The sequence below is a fragment of the Ruegeria profundi genome (genome assembly GCF_020171505.1).
In the GTDB taxonomy this organism is placed as follows: Bacteria; Pseudomonadota; Alphaproteobacteria; order Rhodobacterales; family Rhodobacteraceae; genus Ruegeria; species Ruegeria profundi.
Window position 1 is genome coordinate 23937 of the sequence record NZ_JAIUZS010000007.1, and the last position, 17513, is coordinate 41449.

The window sequence follows — 17513 nt, forward strand, 5'->3', positions numbered from 1 at the left end:
ATGCGCATCGTCGTACAGGAACAGGAATTCGATCTGGGTGCCGAGGCCAACGCGTTTGCCGCAGGCGACAACGGCAACGGGGCAATTGTAACCTTTACCGGTGTTGTGCGTGATCTGGCATCCGGCAATCTGGATGTGATGGAGATCGAACATTATCCCGGGATGACGGAACGGGCGCTGACCAAAATCGCAGAAGATGCGCAGGTCCGCTGGTCTTTGGGTGATGTGCTGGTGATCCACCGTTACGGGCGGCTTGCCCCCGGGGACCGGATTATGATGGTCGCCACGGCCGCGCCGCATCGTAAGGATGCGTTCGAGGCGGCGGAATACCTGATGGACTACCTGAAATCCCGCGCGCCGTTCTGGAAAAAGGAAATTACCTCGGGCAGCGCTGACTGGGTTGCCGCCAAGGACGAGGATGAAGACGCGCTAGCCCGCTGGTAGTGATCAGTCGGCGTTGTTTATCCGACCTCGCAGCTCTTCGGCCTCTTGCCGTGCCGCGCGCAGACCGTCCATGGCCGCAGCCAGTTCAGCCTCGGCCTGCGTAAGCTGGTTGGTCAGTTCCGCTTCACGCTGTTGCAGATATGTTATCGCCTGATCGCGGGTCTCCTCGGCCTCGTGCAGTTCCTGGCTCATGCGGTCCAGATCGGCCACATCGCTCTGACGTACACGAGATAGGCGATGCGCCAGCCAGTTGGCAAACCAGCCCATGCAAAAAGCCGCGAACAGGATGATGGCGGTGGCGATAATGAATTCAGTTCTGTTCACTTTGCTGGTCCCCTGCATCCGCGTCTGCGGCGGTGTTTTCCGTCTGCTCTGCCTCGATTGACTCCGCCTCAATCGCGTCCAGCCCTGTTTCCGGGTTTTCAACCGGTTCAGGCCGGACCAAACGGAACTCGATACGGCGGTTCTGTTCGCGACCCTCTTCGGTGTCGTTTTCGGCAATGGGCTGAGTCTCCCCATAGCCCACGGCGGTATAGCTGGCCGTTGGTATCCGACGTCCGCGCAGTTCGTTCAGAATGGACTGGGCGCGCGCCTGGCTGAGCTGCTGGTTCATTTCTTCGCGACCCTGACTGTCGGTATGACCCTGAATCTCAAGCCGGATCGGGCCACATTCGCGCAAGATATCGGCAATCCGGTTTACTGTATCGCGCGAGTCTGCGGCGACGGTGGCCGAACCGGGTTCAAAAGCAATCTTGGTTTCTGCCTGAACCTCGACGATGCGGTCTTCGCAAGCTTCGGGATCGGGCAGTGTGTCTTCGGGTACGGCGGGCGGTTCCTGATAGGTAATGGACAACGAGAACTCTTGTGCGTCGCCCAGTTTTTCGGACAAAAACCCAGCGATCTGCGCCTTTGTGTCCGGGCTGTTACTGACACCATTCAGAACAAGATTATCGGGTGTGACCGTCAGCGCACCGTTGTGCAGATAAGCAAGCGCTTCAAGCCCGGTCAGAACGCGAACGGGCCACGTCATCGGCAGATCCTCGGGCGCGATGCGGGTTGCGGTGTAGACGTGTTCTGACCCAAACGCGGCGCGGGCATAGCTGTCCACCATGTCACGCTGAGATGCATCGCTCAGCCGGCCACGCATCTGGACCAGGCCTTCGGGGCTGCGTGTTGCTGTGAACTCTGGCGGGCCGGCCTCTTCTTCGGTCTCGGGCGGTGGCAAGATCGCGTGCAAGGCAAAGACCGGAGGCAAGGCGTTCTCAAGCTCACCCACCACCCGGTCAAAGGTTCCGGCATCGGTGCCTTCTGCGGCAACCAGCGTAATGTCTGCATCAGACATGGTTACCGACCCTTGGCCCAATTCGGCCAAAGCGCGAATGCTGAGTACGGCGGCCTCGGGCCAACGCGGTGAGGGTTCGCCCAGCCCGATGGTGCAGGTGTAGATGGAATTCAGACCGGCCTCTTGCGCTGCGGCAATAATGGTATCGCGCGCCTTTGTGTCCTGGGCGGAACAGGCGTCGAATTGGCCACCGTTTTCGTCGATAAGAAAGCGCAGGGTAAAGGGTGTGATAACAGGACGCGGTGCCGAGATTGATAAACCGATCCGAAGGCTGGGCGGGGCCGCACGCATCAGGCCTTGTTCCAGTTGTTCTTTTTCCTGCTGGCTGTCGGCAATAGCCGTGATCTTGACCAGACCGGGGCTGGCCGAGATCTTTGCCCGCGGCAGGCGGGCCAGTGCCTCAACAGCAAATCCGATTGCGTCGTCCCAGCCCTTGGGCTTGGGATAGTCAGCGGTTTCCATAAGGTCCGAAACCGGGCCGCCATTACCCAGGTCGCTCAGCCGTTTCACCAGTGCATCGCGGTCCTCGCTGGCCGGGATGAGGCCGATGACGGAAATGCCGCTGTCGTTGCGGAGAATCTCGGCCGAGAATCCGGGTGCAGCCAGTTCGGTTGTTGGCGTGACTTCCATCTCGTCGATCACGCGCGAGGTGTCGACCTCGGTGCCTGCGGCCGTAAGCGCGTTAAAGCGTACGGCCTCAGTGCTGGCAGTGCCCGTTAGAACAACGCGCAAACCGTCTGAATATACCTCGGCCCAGTCATGCCCCTGAAGGTCCAGCGCGCGGCGAACAGCAAATTCCGACGTTTCCTCGACCTTGGTCACTGCAAAGCTGGCGGCCAACAGACACAGGCCCGCAGACAAAAGAAAGATGATAGCAGCGGCAAGGGCGTAGGGTAGGCGCATGTTCGGTTTATCGACTCCTCAAGCGATTGTGCGAACTCTTACAGAGGCCCGCGCCGAGGTGCAATCAGAGCACAAGCGCGACGCAGATGAAGATCAGCGGAATAAGGCCGGTATCGCGATTGGCGCGGAACAATTGCAGCAGTTTCGCGTTGTCCTCTATGTCCAGTCCGCGAAGTTGCCATGCCATATGCCAGCCCATCGCCCACGGACCGGCCAGTGCCACGACAAGGGACAAAACGGAAACCTGCGCCAGCGCCCCGTCAATAATTGCAAGTGCCATGAGGAAAACAGTGGCCACAAGAAAGTACTTCAGCCAGCGCGCGGTGTCGGTGCCAAACAGCCGGGCGGTGGACTTGATACCGATCAGTTCGTCATCCTCGGCGTCCTGATGGGCGTAGATCGTGTCATAGAACAGCGTCCACGCGATCCCAGCCAGGTACAGCGTGATCGCCGGAACACCGACCGAACCCGTATGTGCCGCCCAGGCCAGCAGAATACCCCAGTTGAAGGCCAGCCCCAGAAACACCTGCGGCCACCATGTGAACCGTTTCGCAAACGGATAGATCGTCACCGGCAGGAGTGACAGCACCCCCATGGCGATGGCGGCTTGATTGAAGGTCAGCAGAATCCCCAGCGCCAGCAGGCATTGCAGGCCCATCCAGATCACGGCTTGCCTTACGCTGACCTGACCTGACGGGATTGGGCGCGACCTTGTGCGTTCGACCTGTCCGTCAAAATCGCGGTCGGTGATGTCGTTCCATGTACATCCGGCACCGCGCATCAAGAAGGCCCCGATCGCGCAGCCGATGGCGATCCACAGATCCTCCCACCGGGGATTGCCGTCGCTGAGGATCGCCAGCGCCAGACCCCACCAGCAGGGGATCAACAATAGCCACGTGCCGATGGGCCGGTCTGCGCGGCTCAGGCGCAGGTAGGGGCGAGTGAAAACCGGTGCGTAGGTGTCCACCCAGTTGCCGGATACCGCATCAGCGACCTGACCGTCTGGTGTTGGGGCGTTGCCTTGCATATGTAGCGTCTCATGAGTGCAAAGATCAGACTGTATGTAGAGCACCCTCTGGGTCAGGGGCAATCCGTTGATTTGACGCGTGAGCAGGCCCACTACCTGTTTGGCGTCATGCGTCTGTCTGTCGGCGGTCAAGTGGCCCTGTTCAACGGGCAGGACGGAGAATGGCTGGCCGAGGTGGCCGAGGCAGGCAAGCGGGGCGGTGTTCTGGCCTGTTTGGAACAGACCAAACCGCTGCAAATGCCGCCCGATCTGTGGCTTCTGTTCGCGCCGATCAAAAAGGCGCGTACGGATTTCATCGTTGAAAAAGCGGCGGAAATGGGCGCGGCGCGGATCATGCCGGTACAGACGGAGTTCACCAATTCCGAACGTATCCGTCAGGATCGCTTGCAGGCTCATGCAGTTGAGGCCGCAGAACAATGCGGCGGAACGTTTGTGCCCGAGGTCACTGATCTGCAGCGGCTCAGCCATGTTTTGGACACATGGCCTGATGGTCGTCAACTGATGTTCTGCGACGAGGCCGAGGTTGGTTCGGCGCTTCGTTTGGCCGCAAGTGAAAAGAACCAGCCCTGGGCCATCCTGATCGGACCCGAGGGCGGGTTCTCTGACCGTGAACGCGCGCGGCTGACCGGTTTGCCCTTTGCGCATGTGGTCAGTCTTGGGCCGCGAATTCTGCGGGCAGACACGGCTGCAGTGGCGGCGCTGACACTTTGGCAACAGGCTTTGGGGGATTGGTCGTGATGTGGCGCCTTGCCCAGAAACAGGATGTGCCAAGGATCGAGGCGTTCCTTTCGCAGCATATCCAAACCTCCATGTTTCCTTTGGCCAATCTACGGGATTACGGTCTTTCCGCGTCACATCCACGCGGTATCAAGGCCTGGGTTCTGGGGAACGAGCCAAACGCCGTGTTTTGCATCACGAATGAAGGCATGGTGATGCCGCAATGCCCCGACTGTTCCGATGATCAACTCGCCGCCGCAATTCAGTTGATCCGTAGTCACTCACTGTTCGGAGTCGCTGCTGAGGCATCACAAGCGCGCAGGATCATGCGGCTTGCGGGCTGGGAAAATCGCCCCGCGACGTTAAACAGCGATGAGCCCGGGTTTTCACTCGATCTGGACAAGCTGGTCCTGCCTGATGCCAATGGCGCGACGCTTTTGCCATTGGGTAAGTTCAATCTGAAGATCTTTGACGCGTGGCGCGAAAGTTACTTGATAGAGGTTTCAGGGTTCCCTCCAGAAAGGGCGAAGACGCAGGCAAGGCAGGATATTGCGGTTTATGCGGAACGTGACTCGCACCGTGCCTTGGTGATTGACGGGCAACCGGTAGCCATGACCGGCTTCAACGCCCGCCTGCCTGAAACCGTCCAGATCGGAGGCGTTTATACACCGCCTGACCTGCGCGGAAACGGTTACGCTAAACTGGCTGTCGCGTTGCATCTGCTCGAAGCACGCACCGCCGGTGCGACGCGCGCGGTTCTGTTTGCAGCTTCCGAATCCGCCGCTCGGGCCTATATCGCAATCGGATTTCAACCTGCGGGTCAATTCTCGCTGCTTCTGTTCACAAACCCAAAGGATACGGCATGAGTTTCATCCGACCCGAAGCCAAACTGACCCTGTGGCGCTGGCGTGAAGTGCTGGTGGCCGGGTTTGTCCTGCTGGTTGGCCTGAGCTGGATCAATGGGCCGGGCGGGTTGTTGGGCTGGCTGGGCTGGGTGCTGGTTGTTGCGGCCGGGGCGCTCGCCATCATCGGTATACAGCGCGCCCGCTTCCGGACGGGTGTTGGCGGCCCCGGTGTGGTGGCGATCGACGAAGGTCAGATCACCTATCTGGGTCCGTTGGAGGGTGGTATGGTCGCCACGCGGGAAATTGAGCGCTTGGCACTGGACCCAACCTCGTCTCCGGCCCATTGGGTGCTGGAACAACCCGGTCAGCCCGCGCTTCACATTCCTGTGAATGCCGAAGGGGCCGAGGCGTTGTTCGATGTCTTCTCGGCCCTGCCGGGGTTGAAAACTGAACAAATGTTGACCGAATTGAACAGTGGTGGGGCACATCCGGTGGTGATCTGGGAACGCACGCCATCCCGTCCGACTCATCTCCGCCTGCATTGACACTCGCGCGGTTTGCCCCCACGACTGACCAACTAAACAGACACATCAGGATCGGAGCGCAATTCATGTCCATCCCCCAGTCCGGCGGCGGACCGATCGAACGCCATGAACAACTGGCCGAATATCTGGAATCGGGCTGCAAGCCCAAACAGGATTGGCGCATCGGGACCGAACATGAAAAGTTCGGTTATTGCAAAGACACACTGAAGCCGCTGCCATTCGAAGGTACGCGGTCGATCGTTGCGGTGCTGGAAGGTTTGCGGGATCGTCACGGTTGGAGCGAGGTGCGCGAAGGCGACAAGCTGATCGGTCTGGAAAAAGACGGGGCTAATGTCAGCCTTGAACCCGGCGGCGCGCTAGAGCTTTCAGGTGCTCCGTTGGAAACGATCCACGAGACCTGCGACGAGGTGAACACCCATCTGCGCGAGGTCAAGGATATCGCCGATGAGATCGGTGTGGGCTTCATCGGTCTGGGCGCGGCACCGATCTGGACCCATGACGAGATGCCGCTGATGCCCAAAGGACGCTATCGTCTGATGAATGACTATATGGCGAAGGTCGGAACCATGGGCCGCGCCATGATGCGCCGGACTTGCACCGTTCAGGTCAATATCGATTTCGGGTCCGAGGCCGACATGGTGCAAAAACTGCGCGTCGCGCTGGCCTTGCAGCCGGTGGCAACGGCGCTGTTTGCCAACTCGCCGTTTTTCGAAGGTAAGGTGAACGGCCAGAAAAGCTGGCGCAGCTATATATGGCGGCATCTGGATGATGCCCGCACCGGCATGCTGCCCTTCGTGTTCGAAGATGGGTTCGGGTTCGAGCGTTACGTGCAATACGCGCTGGATGTACCGATGTATTTTGTCTACCGCGATGGGCAGTATATTGATGCGCTGGGCATGTCCTTCCGTGACTTCCTGCAAGGCAAACTGCCGGCGCTGCCGGGTGAAACGCCAACCCTGTCCGATTGGGCCGACCATCTGACCACCGCTTTCCCCGAGGCGCGGATCAAAAAGTTCATGGAGATGCGCGGCGCCGACGGCGGTCCGTGGCGGCGTCTTTGCGCGCTGCCCGCCTTCTGGGTTGGTCTGACCTATGATCAGGGCGCGCTGGATGCGGCTTGGGATCTGGTCAAAGGCTGGGATGCGGAAACGCGCGAGGCACTGCGTGTTGCTGCCGCCAAGGACGGGTTGCAGGCGCAGGTCGGCGGCATCAACATGCATGATCTGGCGCGTGAGGTTCTTGCGATCTCCGAGGCGGGCCTGAAATCCCGCGCCTTCCCCGGTGCAGGTAGTCTGGTGCCGGATGAGGCTCATTTCCTCAGCGCGCTCAAAGACAGTATCGAAACCGGCAAGGTTCCGGCGGATGAGTTGCTGGATCACTACAATGGCGACTGGAACGGCGACCTGACCCGGATTTATCCCGAATACAGCTATTGATCCGCACCGTCCCGCTTGCATTCGCGGGGCGGGGCCGATAGCAGGTTCTGGACCAAATTCAGGGGCCGGTTTCGGAAAGCGTCATGGACGATCTAAAGGCAAAATATCTGGGGCAGATCGCCGAGGCTGGCGACGAAAACACGCTTGAGGCGATCCGCGTCGCCGCCGTTGGCAAAAAGGGTGAGGTCGCGCTGAAGATGCGCGAGCTGGGCAAGATGACGCCCGAGGAACGGCAAGTCGCAGGCCCGGCACTGAACGCCCTGAAGGATGAGATCAACTCGGCGCTTTCCGCCAAAAAAGCAGCGCTTGCCGATGCCGCGCTGGATGAGCGTCTGCGTACCGAATGGCTGGATGTCACCCTGCCGACCCGTGCGCGTCGTCAGGGCTCGATCCACCCGGTCAGCCAGGCGACCGAGGAACTGACCGCAATCTTTGCCGAACTTGGATTCTCTGTCGCCGAGGGGCCGCGGATCGAAACCGACTGGCACAACTTTGACGCTCTGAACATCCCCGGCCACCACCCCGCGCGGGCCGAGATGGATACATTCTACATGCACCGCGCCGAGGGCGACAACCGCCCGCCGCATGTTCTGCGGACCCATACATCGCCTGTGCAGATCCGTTCGATGGAGCTGCAAGGCGCGCCGATCCGCGTGATCTGCCCGGGCGGTGTGTACCGCGCCGATTATGACCAGACGCACACGCCGATGTTCCATCAGGTCGAAGGGCTGGCCATCGACAAGGACATCTCGATGGCGAACCTGAAATGGGTTCTGGAAGAGTTCGTGAAGGCCTTCTTCGAGGTCGACGACGTCGAACTGCGCTTCCGCGCCTCGCACTTCCCTTTCACCGAACCTTCGGCCGAGGTTGATATCCGCTGTTCCTGGGATAACGGTCAGCTAAAGATCGGCGAGGGCGACGACTGGATGGAGATTCTGGGTTCAGGCATGGTCCACCCCAAAGTGATCGCCGCCGGAGGCATCGACCCCGAGGTCTACCAAGGCTTTGCCTTTGGCATCGGTATCGACCGTCTGGCGATGCTGAAATACGGCATTCCCGACCTGCGGGCGTTCTTTGATTCCGACCTGCGCTGGCTGAGGCACTACGGCTTTGCAGCGCTGGATATGCCGAACCTGCATGGTGGTTTGTCTCGGTGACAATAACGCCAAGCAGCATCTTCGAAGGAATTGCTGCTTTAAGCCAAGCAGCAATTGCCGTTTCCGTGGGTGCCGGCGTTTGGGTTGCTTACCGCCAGTTGCACTCTTGGAAGAACGAAAAACTATCCATCAAAAGAGCAGAACTCGGCGAAGAGTTAATTTCACATGCGTCGGAATTGATAGGCAGGTTTCAGTCGCTTCGAAGTCCGATTGGTTATGGGGCACCGCAAGGCGAAGAAGATGACGAATCTTATGATTTTCGTAGGAGACTTAAAGAGTTAGCCGAACTTGATGATGATTTTTCAGATTTGAGACGACTCGGGGTCAGGCAAAAAGCCTTGGTGGGAGACGCCGAGGTTAGAGAAGCAATCGACGTTATTTTTGATGCACGCAACAGACTTTGGGTAGCTCTAAGGGCGAAGATCAGGCAATCGATGAGAGACAGTACTCACTTTGGGAGAGAATTGTCTGAAAAGGACTTAGAGAAAATAGAAAAGCACGAAGAAGTGATTTGGGATGGTTTTGACAATTCCCCGGGGTCGATAACTAATGAACTCTTGGAATCACTCAGTATTATTGAAACAAAGTTACTGCCCCACGTTAGGCACACGGGGACAGATTAAGGCCAGTCTTAGCGGATCGATTTAAGCGGATCGATTTAAGTCGGTTTTCTCTGTCTAGAGGCGCGGCTTGTTTCAGGCTCGCACGGGGTTGTGACGTGACACTGGGTGAAGGCTCGCTAGGGTTCGACAGATGATCTACCGACTGCTCTGCCTCTTCCTGCTGACCGCCACCCAAGCCACCGCTATCGAATCCTGTCACGGCGATACCGCCTGTCAGGTCGGCGACCGCTCGTACCATGTGCTGGAGCCGGACGGATGGGATGGGAAAACACCCCTTCCGGTGCTGATGCATTTCCACGGCTGGGCGCGGCAGGGAACCGTGGTGGTGAACCACGAACGGATCGCAGGGGCCACGAAGCTGCGCGGCGTGCTGTTGGTGGCCCCGAACGGGCTGCGCAAAACATGGGATTTCTGGACCTCGGACACCAGCGATGTGGGGTTTGCCGACGACGTGCTGGACGATGTTGCAAAGCGCTATCCGATTGACCCCCAGCGCATCTATGTCTCGGGCTATTCTTACGGCGGGGCGATGGCGTGGCGGTATGCCTGCCAGTCGGGCAATGACACAGCGGCGCTGTTGGCCGTTGCAGGCAGCATCCGTCAGACCGAGCATTGCCCCGAGGCCCCGCGTGAGGTGCGCCATGTTCACGGCCTGAAAGATACGGTGATGGATTTTCCCTATGGCGCAGATGGCGACACGACCTATCCGGTTGCTCTGTGGCGCGCGAAATACGACTGCCACGATGCTACCCCGCGCGGAGATTGGAGCGTGGTGCCGATCCTGACGCTGACCCGCGTGGAATGGACCGATTGCGCGCAAGGGCAGGTCACGCTCGACACCCATCCGGGCGGGCATTTCATCCCGCATGGTTGGATCGGGCGGCAACTGGATGAGCTTTTGGGCCGCACCCCGACATACCCTTGATCCGAATTCCGACACGGATGTGTCGTGAACAGGTTTGCCTGCGATCTTTGTCCGGACTACCCGGTGGAAAACGGGGTATCCATGGCGACAATTCTCATCATCGAAGGCAACACACCTGATATGGTCGCAGCTGGCCATGCCGGCGCGAATGGTTTCATCGGAACGCTTGCCGCCTTGTCACCCGATACGCGCGTCCGCATCGCCAACCCCTATGCGAAACCGGTCGGCAATGACGACCTGCGGGATGTGGACGGTGTGATCTTTACCGGATCGGGCGTCAGCTGGCCCGTTGACGCGGCAGAGGGTGCGCCACAACGCGCGGCCATGGAGATCGTACTTGCCTCGGGCCGTCCCATTTGGGGCTCTTGCAACGGGCTGCAACTGGCAATGCATGTACTTGGTGGGGCGGTCGGGGCCTCGCCCGCCGGGATGGAAGTTGGAATGGCGCTGGACATATCTTTGACCAAGGCGGGTTCCGAGCATCCGATGATGGCGGGCCGGGTACCCGGCTTTGGTGCACCGTGCATTCACCGCGACGAGGTTCAGCTGCTGCCGGATGGAGCAGTGCTTTTGGCGGGGAATGACCATTCTCCGGTGCAGTCGGTGGCATATGAGCGTGCGGGTGTCAGGTTCTGGGGTACTCAGTACCACCCGGAGCTGAGCTCCCGCGATATCGGCATATACGTGCGCGATCGCGGTATTTTTTCAGATCATATCGGTCTGGCAGAGGATCTGGGGGCCGCAGACTCGAACGAAGCGGCGGCGGCGCGGCTGGGAACACACCCCGATGACATAGTGTTGCCCGCGCGCAGCCGCGAACTGGCGAACTGGCTGCAATTCGTCACTGGCGGTTAAGCGGCCCTTCCACCCGCGGGGAATATCCGTTACACGCGATCCGACCCGAAAATTCTGGCGGATAGCGACTGATGAAATTCACCCTTTCCTGGCTGAAAGACCACCTCGACACTGATGCCTCGGTTGATGAGATCGCCGAGGCGTTGACTGATCTCGGGCTTGAGGTCGAAGAGATCGTGAACCCGGCGGATCGTCTGGCGGGCTTTACGCTGGGCTATGTGAAACATGCCGAGAAACACCCCGACGCCGACAAGCTACGCGTCTGCAAGGTGGACACGGACGAAGGGGAATTGCAGATCATCTGTGGCGCCCCTAATGCGCGTGAAGGCATCACCGTCGTCGTCTGCAAGCCGGGCATGTATATCCCCGGCCTCGACCTGACCATTGGCGTTGGCAAGATCCGCGGCGTCGAAAGCTTTGGCATGATGGCCTCGGAACGCGAGCTTGAGCTATCGGACGAGCATGACGGCATTATCGAGCTGCCCTCGGGTGAGGTCGGTGACAAGTTCGTCGATTGGCTGGCCGAGAATGAGCCCTCAAAAGTTGATCCGGTGATTGAGATTGCAATCACCCCCAACCGCCCGGATGCGCTGGGCGTGCAAGGGATTGCCCGTGATCTGGCCGCGCGCGGCATTGGTACGTTGAAGCAGCGCGACTATGCACCGGTGCCGGGTGATTTCGAAAGCCCGATCAAGGTCTCAATCGACGACGACACACTGGATGGTTGCCCGCATTTCACCGGGCGTTTGATCAAGGGCGTCAGAAACGGCCCCAGCCCGCAATGGTTGCAGGACCAGTTGAGGGCAATTGGCCTTCGTCCGATCTCGGCATTGGTGGATATCACCAACTACATGACCTTTGACCACAACCGGCCTCTGCACGTGTTCGATGCCGACAAGGTACAGGGCAATCTGCGCGTCCACCGTGCCAAGGGTGGCGAGAAACTGGTGGCGCTGGATGAAAAGGAATACACTCTGCAGCCCGGTATGATGCTTATTTCCGACGACAACGGTCCGGAGTCGATCGCGGGCATCATGGGCGGGCAAGAAACCGGTTGCACCGAGGAAACGGTTAATGTGTTTTTGGAAAGCGCGTTCTGGGATCACGTGCAGATTGCCCTGACGGGCCGCGCGCTTAAGATCAATTCTGACGCCCGCTATCGCTTTGAACGCGGGGTAGATCCGGAATACACGCTGGAAGGGCTGGAACAAGCCACTCAGATGATCCTCGATATCTGCGGCGGTGAGGTTTCCAAGGTGGTCGAGGCTGGCAAAGCACCAAATCATTCACGTGCTTTCAAGCTGAACGCGGAGCGGGTGCAGTCGCTGGTCGGCATGGACATTCCCGAAAGCGAACAGCGTCAGACCCTGACCCGACTGGGTTTCCGTCTGGAAGGTGAAATGGCGCACGTGCCCAGTTGGCGCCCTGATGTAAACGGTGAGGCCGATCTGGTGGAAGAGGTCGCGCGGATCGCTTCGTTGACCAAACTGCAAGGCAAGCCGTTGCCGCGTGTGACCGATGGCATCCCCAAGCCGGTGATGACGCCGACGCAGCGCCGCCAGTCCATGGCACGGCGCACCTGCGCGGCGTTGGGCTACAATGAATGTGTGTCGTACACTTTCATTGATCAGGCGTCTGCCGCGTTGTTCGGCGGGGGCGATGAAGCGACGCAGCTGGAAAACCCGATCTCGTCGGAAATGAGCCATATGCGCCCCGATCTTTTGCCCGGCCTGCTGCAGGCGGCTGCCCGCAATCAGGCGCGCGGTTATGCCGACGTTGCGCTGTTCGAGGTTGGCCCCGTTTTCCACGACGGTGAGCCCGGCGACCAGCAAACCCAGATCACCGGTCTGTTGGTCGGTCGCAGCGGCCCTAAGGACGTCCACGGTGCTGCGCGACCGGTCGACGTGTTCGATGCCAAGGCAGATGCCGAGGCTGTTCTGGCCGCCATCGGTGCGCCAGCCAAGGTTCAGGTTCTGCGGGACGGCGATGCTTGGTGGCATCCGGGTCGTCACGGCAAGATTTGCCTGGGTCCAAAAAAGGTGCTGGGCGTCTTTGGTGAACTGCACCCGCGCATACTGCAGGCGATGGATATCAAAGGCCCGGCGATGGCGTTTACAATCTGGCCTGATGAGGTGCCGCTACCCCGCAAGTCCGGTGCCACCCGCGCTGCGTTGGAACTGCGCGATCTGCAAGCGGTCGAGCGTGACTTTGCCTTTGTCGTTGATGAAAGCGTCGAGGCGCTGACACTGGTGAACGCCGCCGCCGGTGCTGACAAGGCACTGATCGAGGATGTCCGTGTTTTCGACGAGTTCATCGGCGGCAGCTTGGGTGAGGGCAAGAAATCCCTCGCCATCACCGTGCGCCTGCAGCCGACGGATGCGACGCTGAAGGAAAAAGACATCGAAGCGGTGGCTGAGAAGATCATCGCCAAGGTCGTCAAGGCAACCGGCGGCGTTTTACGCAGCTGACTTTTTCAATTGGTTTCCCTTCTCTGGCTCATAGGTAGGGTGGGGAACAAAAGCGGAGTATAGTCATGGGCCTAAACGTTTACCTCTCTGGCGAGATTCACACTGATTGGCGCGAACAGATCATCGAAGGCGCACAGGGGCTGGATATCACCTTTAACAGCCCTGTCACCGATCATGCCGCCAGCGATGATTGCGGTGTAGCCATTCTGGGGGCCGAGCCAAACAAGTACTGGCACGACCACAAGGGCGCGATGGTTAACGCGATCCGTACCCGCAAAGGCATCGCGGATGCCGATGTGGTCGTTGTCCGGTTTGGTGAGAAATACAAACAGTGGAACGCGGCCTTTGACGCAGGCTATGCCGCGGCGCTGGGTAAATCCCTGATCGTGCTGCACAGCCCCGATCACCAGCATGCGTTGAAAGAGGTTGATGCAGCAGCCCTGGCCGTGGCCGAGGAGCCGGGCCAAGTGGTTGAGGTGCTGCGTTACGTCCTGACCGGCAAGCTGCCCGGCTAAAATCAAAAGGGCTTGCGAACCGACGCGGCCGCAAGCCCTTTTTCAGCGGGCGAACTGTTGATCAGTCCCGCGCAGGTGTTTTCAACCCCTTCTGTACGGCCGGCCGCTGCAAAAACCGGTCAAGATAGGCCACCACGTTGGCGTAGCTGTCCCAGCCTACGACCTCTTTGGTGCCGTAATACTCCAACCCGCGCAGCCAGGGTGCAATCGCGATGTCAGCAATTGAATACTCCCCGGCGATCCAGTCCTGCCCATCGAGTTGTTGGTTCAAAACGTTTAACAACCGCTTGGCTTCGTTGACGTAGCGTTCGCGAGGGCGGGGGTCTTCGATTTCTCTGCCGGCGAATTTGTGGAAATAACCCAACTGTCCAAACATCGGCCCAACACCACTCATCTGGAACATTAGCCATTGGGTGATGCGGTGCTTGTCACCCGTATTCCGGCCAATGAACTTGCCCGTTTTTTCTGCCAGATACAAAAGGATCGCACCGCTTTCGAACAAACCCAATGGTTCACCATCCGGGCCGTTGGGGTCGATGATCGCGGGAATCTTGTTGTTCGGGTTTAGCGACAGGAACTCGGTACTTTTGACATCCGAGTCAGACAGGGTGACCTTGTGCGCCTCATACGGCAGGCCGGTTTCTTCCAGCATAATCGAAACTTTGACACCGTTCGGTGTCGGAAATGAATAAAGCTGAATGCGATCTGGAAATTGTGCGGGCCAGCGGTTCATGATCGGATGTGATGTGTTGTCCAGCATTGCGGCGCTCCTGTCTGGCGATCATCGTTACGTAGGGGGTCGCGGGCCAAGTTGTAAGGCCTGAATGCCAGCAGGACGATCATCGCATGGTTTTGTCGGACAGCGGGGAAAACAGGGTCAAGAGGACCCTAGACCAAAGGGATAATTTGCCTCACAATTCGGTGACTCCCGCGTGAACGACGCGGGTTTCTTGTTGCTGAAAGGAGATGCGCGTGGATGAGGTCGTAACACAGGTGGGTGCCTTTGCCCCGCTGATCATGAATGCGGTAAAGGCTCTGATCGTTCTGATCCTGGGTTGGATCGCGGCTGGTGCGATTGGAGGCATGGTGCGTCGCCGGATCAATGCGACCCCACAGATCGACCCAACGCTGGGCAATTTCATGGCCAGCTTGGTCAAATGGGCTATCCTTGCGATGGTTCTGGTCGCTGTTCTGGGAATTTTTGGTATCCAAGCGACCAGTATCGTCGCCATTCTGGGTGCCGCATCGCTGGCAATCGGACTGGCATTGCAGGGCACGTTGAGCGATCTGGCAGCCGGTGTGATGCTGGTGGTGTTCCGTCCCTACAAACTGGGTCAATATGTGGACATCGGCGGCACGGCCGGAACGGTCAAAGACTTGAACCTGTTCACCACTGAACTGGTGACACCGGATAATGTGCAGATCATCGTGCCGAACGGGCAAAGCTGGGGCTCGGTCATCACCAACTACTCGGCACACGATACACGACGTGTCGATCTGGTGTTCGGCATTGATTACGGTGACAGCGCGGATGAGGCGATGAAGATCATTCTGGACATTGCCAAAGCGGATCAGCGTATTCACGATGATCCCGAACCATGGGTACGTGTTACCAACCTTGGCGATAGCTCGGTCGACTTGACCGCCCGACTGTGGTGCGCCGCGGCGGATTACTGGGACGTGAAGTTTGAAGTCACAAAAGCGGTGAAAGAGGCGTTTGATGCCAAGGGCGTTTCAATCCCGTACCCTCATTCTGTGGAAATCCACAAAGAAGCGTAAAGGCTCCCGCCCTTCGAGCGGGCATTGAAATGCCCTCCTCCGGTTGGGCTCGGCGCCGCGCTGGCCGCGCGGCGCCATATCGTTTGCGGGACGGTTGTATCAAGGGCCAACCGCGCCGTGCCGCAGGTGCGGCGCTTTGCCCAACGCTGTAAACGCCCTTGTCAAAGGGCGCTTTCAGAGGCGGGAGAGCCTCAGGACTTGATAATCACGTTGGGCGAGACGACGTCGATCCCCAAAGCCTTACCGACAGCGTAATACGTCAGCTGCCCAGCATGCACGTTGAGACCGGCCAGCAAATGCGCGTCGTCCTGACAAGCCTGTTTCCACCCTTTGTCAGCCAGCGCCAGCATGAATGGCATCGTCGCGTTCCCCAGTGCGATGGTCGAGGTGCGCGCAACCGCGCCCGGCATGTTGGCCACGCAGTAGTGCATGATGCCGTCCACGTTATAGATCGGGTCCGCATGCGTTGTGGCTTTCGACGTCTCAAAACATCCCCCTTGGTCGATTGCAACATCCACCAGTACCGCGCCGGGTTTCATTGTCGACAATTGCGCGCGGCTGATCAGTTTGGGGGCGGCTGCTCCGGGGATCAGAACCGCACCGATGACCATGTCGGCATCCTCGATCAATTCGGACGTCGCACCAGCGGTCGAATACCGGTTTTTGAATTGACGCCCGAACACATCGTCAAGATAGCGCAGGCGTGGCAGCGAACGGTCAAGCACCGTAACATCGGCACCCATTCCTGCGGCAATTTTCGCCGCATGCGTGCCAACCACGCCACCCCCGATCACAACCACTTTTGCCGGGCCGACACCGGGCACTCCGCCCATCAGAACGCCGCGACCGCCATTGGTTTTTTGCAGAGTCCACGATCCGACCTGAGGGGCCAGCCGACCTGCGACCTCGGACATTGGTGCAAGCAGGGGCAGACCGCCGCTTGCATCCGTCACAGTTTCATAGGCGATGGCCGTGCAGCCCGACTCCAGCAGATCATGCGTCTGATCCGGGTCTGGTGCCAGGTGCAGATAGGTGAACAAAAGCTGACCTTCGCGGAGCATCTTGCGCTCAACGGCTTGTGGTTCCTTGACCTTTACGATCATGTCCGCAGTGGCAAACACTTCTTCAGCGGTGTCGACAATTCGCGCACCGGCGGCGACATAGGCGTCATTGTCAAATCCAGCACCGATCCCGGCATTCGTCTCGATCAGAACCTCGTGGCCGCGCGCAACGGCCTCTTGCGCGGCGTTCGGAGTCATTCCAACGCGGAATTCCTGGGGTTTGATTTCCTTGGGGCAACCGATTTTCATTGCGCTCCTCCCTTCACGATTTGGCCGGATACTCGGCAATTTCGGGCGCAATTTCTGTGAAACTTTGCCCGCTTGCAGGCTTTTTTTCAGGAAAATCTCCGCTAGTCTAAAGGAAACTAGCAAAGGAATTGCGTCAATGATCCTGGATGCGACAGATAAAAAGATTCTCGCGGCACTTCAGCGGGATGGTCGTATGTCGAATGCCGAACTGTCCGAGCAGGTAAACTTGTCGCCCTCAGCGTGCCATCGGCGGGTTCAAAGGCTGGAGGCTGACGGCTACATCCGGAACTACGTCGCGCTGTTGGATGCACGTAAGATGAACGTCCCGACAACGGTATTTGTCGAGATTACGCTACAAGGGCAGGCTGAGGAACTTTTGGACGCGTTCGAAAAGGCAGTCGCCCGAATACCAGATGTGCTTGAATGCCATCTTATGGCGGGAACAGCTGACTATATCTTGAAGGTTGTCGCTGAAAATACCGAGGATTTTGCACGTATACACCGGCAATACCTGTCGCGGCTACCGGGGGTGGCCCAGATGCAAAGCTCGTTTGCCTTGCGGACGGTTTTCAAGACCACGGCCCTTCCTGTGTAGGTTCAAGCTGCGCCGGTGCAAAACCAG

18 protein-coding genes are annotated in these 17513 nt (G+C 59.0%); 13 read left to right on the forward strand and 5 right to left on the reverse strand.

Annotation, left to right across the window (positions count from 1 at the left end; all coding sequences use genetic code 11):
• A complete protein-coding gene (locus tag LCM21_RS15620) occupies positions 1-444 on the forward strand; it encodes a molybdenum cofactor biosynthesis protein MoaE (RefSeq protein ID WP_224891437.1) in 444 nt (147 codons plus the stop codon).
• Between the two features lie 3 nt (positions 445-447).
• Here the strand turns inward: LCM21_RS15620 and LCM21_RS15625 are convergent, their stop codons facing one another.
• The 3 genes from LCM21_RS15625 to ubiA all read right to left on the reverse strand — a co-directional run bounded on the left by LCM21_RS15625 (position 448) and on the right by ubiA (position 3716).
• Positions 448-768 (reverse strand): hypothetical protein, encoded by a 321-nt coding sequence (locus tag LCM21_RS15625; protein ID WP_068338348.1) that lies wholly within the window; start codon positions 766-768, stop codon positions 448-450.
• Entirely contained in the window at positions 755-2689 is a 1935-nt protein-coding gene (locus LCM21_RS15630; RefSeq protein WP_224891438.1) for an OmpA family protein, read from the reverse strand. Before LCM21_RS15630 ends, LCM21_RS15625 begins: the two co-directional genes overlap by 14 nt.
• A 64-nt stretch (positions 2690-2753) precedes the next feature.
• Entirely contained in the window at positions 2754-3716 is a 963-nt protein-coding gene (ubiA, locus tag LCM21_RS15635; protein ID WP_224891439.1) for a 4-hydroxybenzoate octaprenyltransferase, read from the reverse strand.
• A 12-nt stretch (positions 3717-3728) separates the two neighbouring features.
• Here ubiA and LCM21_RS15640 point away from each other — a divergent pair, with 12 nt between their 5' ends.
• The 10 genes from LCM21_RS15640 to LCM21_RS15685 all read left to right on the forward strand — a co-directional run bounded on the left by LCM21_RS15640 (position 3729) and on the right by LCM21_RS15685 (position 13802).
• On the forward strand, positions 3729-4454 hold the full coding sequence (locus LCM21_RS15640; protein ID WP_224891440.1) for a 16S rRNA (uracil(1498)-N(3))-methyltransferase: 726 nt from the start codon (positions 3729-3731) through the stop codon (positions 4452-4454).
• Positions 4454-5299, forward strand: coding sequence for a GNAT family N-acetyltransferase (locus tag LCM21_RS15645; protein ID WP_224891624.1), 846 nt, complete (start codon positions 4454-4456; stop codon positions 5297-5299). The genes LCM21_RS15640 and LCM21_RS15645 overlap by 1 nt, the downstream gene beginning before the upstream one ends.
• Positions 5296-5823, forward strand: coding sequence for a hypothetical protein (locus tag LCM21_RS15650; RefSeq protein ID WP_224891441.1), 528 nt, complete (start codon positions 5296-5298; stop codon positions 5821-5823). Before LCM21_RS15645 ends, LCM21_RS15650 begins: the two co-directional genes overlap by 4 nt.
• 65 nt (positions 5824-5888) lie before the next feature.
• The gene (locus LCM21_RS15655) at positions 5889-7259 is read left to right on the forward strand and encodes a glutamate--cysteine ligase (protein WP_224891442.1); all 1371 of its coding nucleotides are present in this window, start codon (positions 5889-5891) and stop codon (positions 7257-7259) included.
• A gap of 83 nt (positions 7260-7342) precedes the next feature.
• Positions 7343-8416 carry a phenylalanine--tRNA ligase subunit alpha gene (gene pheS, locus LCM21_RS15660; RefSeq protein ID WP_224891443.1) on the forward strand — a complete coding sequence of 358 codons (1074 nt, stop codon included), beginning with the start codon at positions 7343-7345 and terminating at the stop codon, positions 8414-8416.
• Positions 8413-9039, forward strand: a complete 627-nt coding sequence (locus LCM21_RS15665) for a hypothetical protein (protein WP_224891444.1) — start codon at positions 8413-8415, stop codon at positions 9037-9039. The genes pheS and LCM21_RS15665 overlap by 4 nt, the downstream gene beginning before the upstream one ends.
• Positions 9040-9169: 130 nt before the next feature.
• Positions 9170-9964, forward strand: a complete 795-nt coding sequence (locus LCM21_RS15670; protein WP_224891445.1) for a CE1 family esterase — start codon at positions 9170-9172, stop codon at positions 9962-9964.
• A gap of 81 nt (positions 9965-10045) precedes the next feature.
• Positions 10046-10819, forward strand: a complete 774-nt coding sequence (locus LCM21_RS15675; protein ID WP_224891446.1) for a type 1 glutamine amidotransferase — start codon at positions 10046-10048, stop codon at positions 10817-10819.
• Positions 10820-10890: 71 nt separating this feature from the next.
• On the forward strand, positions 10891-13287 hold the full coding sequence (pheT, locus tag LCM21_RS15680; RefSeq protein ID WP_224891447.1) for a phenylalanine--tRNA ligase subunit beta: 2397 nt from the start codon (positions 10891-10893) through the stop codon (positions 13285-13287).
• A 65-nt stretch (positions 13288-13352) separates the two neighbouring features.
• Entirely contained in the window at positions 13353-13802 is a 450-nt protein-coding gene (locus LCM21_RS15685) for a YtoQ family protein (RefSeq protein WP_224891448.1), read from the forward strand.
• A 61-nt stretch (positions 13803-13863) separates the two neighbouring features.
• On the opposite strand, the gene LCM21_RS15690 is transcribed toward LCM21_RS15685, so the two are convergent.
• Positions 13864-14562: a glutathione S-transferase family protein gene (locus LCM21_RS15690; protein ID WP_224891449.1), complete on the reverse strand. Its 699-nt coding sequence runs from the start codon at positions 14560-14562 to the stop codon at positions 13864-13866.
• A gap of 206 nt (positions 14563-14768) precedes the next feature.
• Between LCM21_RS15690 and LCM21_RS15695 the strand changes: the two genes are divergently transcribed.
• Positions 14769-15581, forward strand: a complete 813-nt coding sequence (locus LCM21_RS15695; RefSeq protein ID WP_263619036.1) for a mechanosensitive ion channel family protein — start codon at positions 14769-14771, stop codon at positions 15579-15581.
• A 191-nt stretch (positions 15582-15772) separates the two neighbouring features.
• Here LCM21_RS15695 and ald read toward each other — a convergent pair whose 3' ends face one another.
• Complete coding sequence (gene ald / locus LCM21_RS15700) at positions 15773-16891, reverse strand: alanine dehydrogenase (protein ID WP_224891451.1); 1119 nt, start codon at positions 16889-16891, stop codon at positions 15773-15775.
• Between the two features lie 136 nt (positions 16892-17027).
• On the opposite strand from ald, the gene LCM21_RS15705 reads away from it, so the two are divergent.
• Positions 17028-17486: an Lrp/AsnC family transcriptional regulator gene (locus tag LCM21_RS15705; protein ID WP_224891452.1), complete on the forward strand. Its 459-nt coding sequence runs from the start codon at positions 17028-17030 to the stop codon at positions 17484-17486.
• Positions 17487-17513: the final 27 nt, after the last annotated feature.